At 62.5% G+C, this 3,581-nt stretch carries 4 protein-coding genes; 2 read left to right on the top strand and 2 right to left on the bottom strand.

Features of this window, described 5'->3' with window-relative positions; all coding sequences use genetic code 11:
- Window positions 1–539: 539 nt before the first annotated feature.
- Both B9Z48_RS21250 and B9Z48_RS21245 read right to left on the bottom strand, forming a co-directional pair.
- The gene (locus B9Z48_RS21250) at window positions 540–1,889 is read right to left on the bottom strand and encodes a cellulase family glycosylhydrolase (RefSeq protein ID WP_158273341.1); all 1,350 of its coding nucleotides are present in this window, start codon (window positions 1,887–1,889) and stop codon (window positions 540–542) included.
- Window positions 1,890–1,933: 44 nt separating this feature from the next.
- Window positions 1,934–2,614: a metallophosphoesterase gene (locus B9Z48_RS21245; RefSeq protein WP_089963519.1), complete on the bottom strand. Its 681-nt coding sequence runs from the start codon at window positions 2,612–2,614 to the stop codon at window positions 1,934–1,936.
- Between the two features lie 156 nt (window positions 2,615–2,770).
- On the opposite strand from B9Z48_RS21245, the gene B9Z48_RS21240 reads away from it, so the two are divergent.
- Together B9Z48_RS21240 and B9Z48_RS21235 are read left to right on the top strand one after the other, a co-directional pair.
- Window positions 2,771–3,073 carry a CopG family transcriptional regulator gene (locus tag B9Z48_RS21240; protein ID WP_108380576.1) on the top strand — a complete coding sequence of 101 codons (303 nt, stop codon included), beginning with the start codon at window positions 2,771–2,773 and terminating at the stop codon, window positions 3,071–3,073.
- On the top strand, window positions 3,070–3,360 hold the full coding sequence (locus B9Z48_RS21235) for a type II toxin-antitoxin system RelE/ParE family toxin (RefSeq protein ID WP_108380575.1): 291 nt from the start codon (window positions 3,070–3,072) through the stop codon (window positions 3,358–3,360). Before B9Z48_RS21240 ends, B9Z48_RS21235 begins: the two co-directional genes overlap by 4 nt.
- Window positions 3,361–3,581: the final 221 nt, after the last annotated feature.

Below are 3,581 nucleotides of genomic sequence, written 5' to 3'. Positions count from 1 at the left end.
ATGACGCAGGCCCGAATGCAAGCGAGCCAATCCCGATGAGGAAACCACTGACTGGAGAGCCGTGTGCGGGAAAACTGCACGCACGGTTCGGAGGGAGGGGAGGCCTTGGCCTTTCCTACCCCTATCAAAATGCGGGGCATCTCTCCTGTGGGAGCGACGCCCTCGTCGCGATAAGCCGCGCAGACCACCCCCCATCGCCCCGAGGGCGGGGCTCCCACAAAATGCCAATTGCCCCGGGGGCGGGGCTCCCACAAAATGCCAATCGCGCCGAGGGCGGGGCTCCTACAAAATGCGGGGCATCTCCCCTGTGGGAGCGACGCCCTCGTCGCGATAAGCCGTGCAGACCACCCCCCATCGCCCCGAGGGCGGGGCTCCCACAAAATGTCAATCGCCCCGGGGGCGGAGCTCCCACAAAATGCCCATCGCCCCGAGGGCGGGGCTCTTGCAAAATGCGGGGCATCTCCCCTGTGGGAGCGACGCCCTCGTCGCGAAAACCCTTGCAGACCACCCCCCTCACCATTGCCAGCAAGCCAGGCCACCTACAACATCCGGGTCTCCCAAACAGGCCTTTGACCTCGCGGCGGTTGTTTCAATTGGATCAAACACGGCATGGCGCTCGCGGTGATTCGCCATTTTTGGAGCGCCATTTTTTGGGCCTCACAGGCGGCTGAAAAACGTGGTGCCTCATCGCTCAACAGAACGCTGACTTGGGCCTGTTCGTTGGCCGGGTGCCAAATGGCCAGCAGCGTGGGCTGGTGCGGTGCGGGCCCATCCCTGTTCACGGTCAAGGTGGTCAGCGCACCCTCAGACCCGATGTGCGCCGCTTTGTCGCGGCTTTGTGTGGGCAGAAAGGTTTCGACTTCCTTCAATGCTGTCCAGGCGGCCTTGGGCAAGCCTGAGCGGCGGGTCAATCCATAGCGGTGTTCCATGTCTTGTGGGTTGTCACCATCGTCTTGCCAGTCGTACCACCAGTGCCCCAAATAGGGGTTGGCCGTGTGGGCAGTCTGGTGGGCCAAAGCCAGCGACAACAGCCGCAGTCGCAGCGCATAGGCCGCTTGCAAATGTTCACTGACGCCCGTTTGGTGATTGGCCCAGCCCATTTCAGAAACGAGGACCGATTTGCCACGGGTGAAGGGGTGTTGGGGGAGTTCTTTGTCGATGAACCATTGCAAGTCCCTGTGCCAGCTGTCGGGGGTGTCTTTGCCGCGCCCTTCCCCGTAGTTGTAGGTGTGCAGACTCAGGGCGTCGGCGTGCTTGAGCAGTCCCTGCGCCAGGGCTTTGTTCAACCAGCCGTTGAACTGGGCAGCGGGGGTCAGTGCCCCCACCACAAGGCACAGATCAGGGTCCAAGGCACGCAATGCGGGGGCAACTTTTTGGATGAGCTGCAGGTACGAGTCCGGGTCGCCAGCGGGGGCTCCGCCTGTGTCGGCATCCCATTCGTTCCAGATTTCGAAATGGCGCACCCGGCCTTGAAAGTGCTTGGCGACATGAACGGCATAACGCCGAAAGCCTTCCAGCGCCTGCGCACTGCGGGGTTTGCCGCCTTGGTCGTGAGCGGGGTGCCCGTATCCCAGCACCAGCATGGGGGTGATGTGGTGGCGCAGCGCTTCATCAACCAAGGCGTCGATGCGTTGTGGGATCTGGAATGAACCGTCGGCACGCTGAACTTGGTCCCAGAAAACTTCGTCCCGGATGGTGTTCACGCCGACCTGTTGTTTGGGCGCGAATGGCCCCAGGGGCCGATTGGCAAAGCCGTAATGGGTGACCACGCCTTGCCAGTGTGATGGCCCTGTGGTCGGTGCGCAGTGGTGCGCTGCCGCCCCCCAGGCCGAGGTGCAAAAGGCCGTCAAAGCCAGCAAGGCATGCTGCAGGCTTTGACAAATAAACATGTGCATCTTGTTCATTCAACGCTCGCCAGCTGTGCAGCGGGGCATCACCCGCCCGAGGGCCAGGCCATGACCTCGCGCAGCCCCACCCCAAAACTCTGAAAGCCTTGCGCGGCCCAACGGGCGCTGCTGTCAAGGCAGTCGTGCTGGTGGCCGTGCACCGTCATGCGCACGCCCATGCGGCGGGCCAGGTCGTCCAGCGCTTTGAATCCGTGTTCGTGGTAGCCCGGTGCTTCGTGGGTGATGAGGACGTCGGCTTGTTGTGCGGCCAGTTGTTCCACCTCGTCGGGGTAGATGCTGGACCAGTGCTTGAGGTGCACGCTGCCTTGCCAGCGGTCTTGTCGCGGGGTGACACGAGCGTGGTCTTCGCGGTTGCGAAACTTGGGCGCTTGCTGGTCTTTGGGGTACCACACCGCGCCGCGAAACACGCCGCCCAGCCCGGCAATGCGGGTGCCGCAGGGCAGGGTGACGACGCGGCCGTGCAGCTGCCGCTCGCTCACCTCGCTGTGCCAGACGTTGGCAAAGTGGTCCGCATGGTCGGTGTCGTGGTTGCCGTGGATGAACCACACGCGCTCCCAAATCGCTTGCAGCTCAAGGTGCAGCGGACGTGCCGGTTCCAGATCACCCAACAAGATGACGGCGCGGGCGCGGGTTTGCAGCGCGGCATCGATGATGTGCTGCCACTGGCCGTGCGGGTCGCCGCAAAAGAGGAGGGGGCCGGGGTGCATAGGGGCGTCTGTGTGATGTGGCGGTGGTGGATCCCCGTAAATCGTACATGACGTGTTGGATTGACGGGCTTGCTGCGAGTTGACTGCCGGGGCATGCAATGTGGGTGTTTACCAGGTAATACCAATGGCTATACTGGCATCCACAGGAGTCATCACATGCCCACCTTTTCTGTCAAATTGGATGAACAGGCCCGTGCCAAGGTGCTGCTGGCCGCAAGCCAGCGTGGGGTCACGCCGCACGCGTTCATGGTGCAGGCCATCGAGTCGGCGGTTACCCGCTCGAACGAAGATGACGCCTGGGTGGCCAAGGCCTTGCAGGCCAGGCAAAACTTGCTGCAAACCGGCTTGGGTGTAGATGGGCAGGCCATGGCGGCTTACCTCAAGGACAAGGTGCGCGGCATCGAGAGTCAACGCCCGCCCGTGCAGGGCGTGGAGCAATTGCTGGCCCCGCGTTCATGACGCGTCTGGTGCACACGCCCGAGGCCGCTCAGGACCTCGAAGAGCTGGTGGCTTTCTTGCTTCTCAACCGGCCTGAATACGCGGTTGAAACGGTGGACTTGGTGTTGGACGCTTTGTCTGTGTTGGAGCGTCACCCACTCATGGGTCGGCCTGTGGCCCATGGCATGCGCGAGTTGGTGATTTCACGGGGACGTTCGGGCTATTTGGCTTTGTATGTTTTTGACCCAGCTGCTGATGTCGTGTTCGTGTTGGCCTTGCGGCATCAGCGAGAGCAGGACTACCACTGACCTGCTGATCCGCGTCCAGTCATGTCGGGGCTGAAGCCGCCGACCTACGGGGACGGTGCTTCTTCGGGGCAGAGGTATTTTGTAGGTCGGAGTTTCAGCTCCGACGATGCTGGCTTTGGCGCGTGCAGTCATGTCGGGGCTGAAGCCGCCGACCTACGGGGAGGGTGCTTCTTCGGGGCAGAGGTATTTTGTAGGTCGGAGCTTCAGCTCCGACGATGCTG

This window comes from Limnohabitans sp. WS1 (assembly GCF_003063265.1).
In the GTDB taxonomy this organism is placed as follows: Bacteria; Pseudomonadota; Gammaproteobacteria; order Burkholderiales; family Burkholderiaceae_C; genus Limnohabitans_A.
Note: the sequence above shows the minus strand (reverse complement) of the source record. Positions and strands in the feature narration are given on the sequence as shown.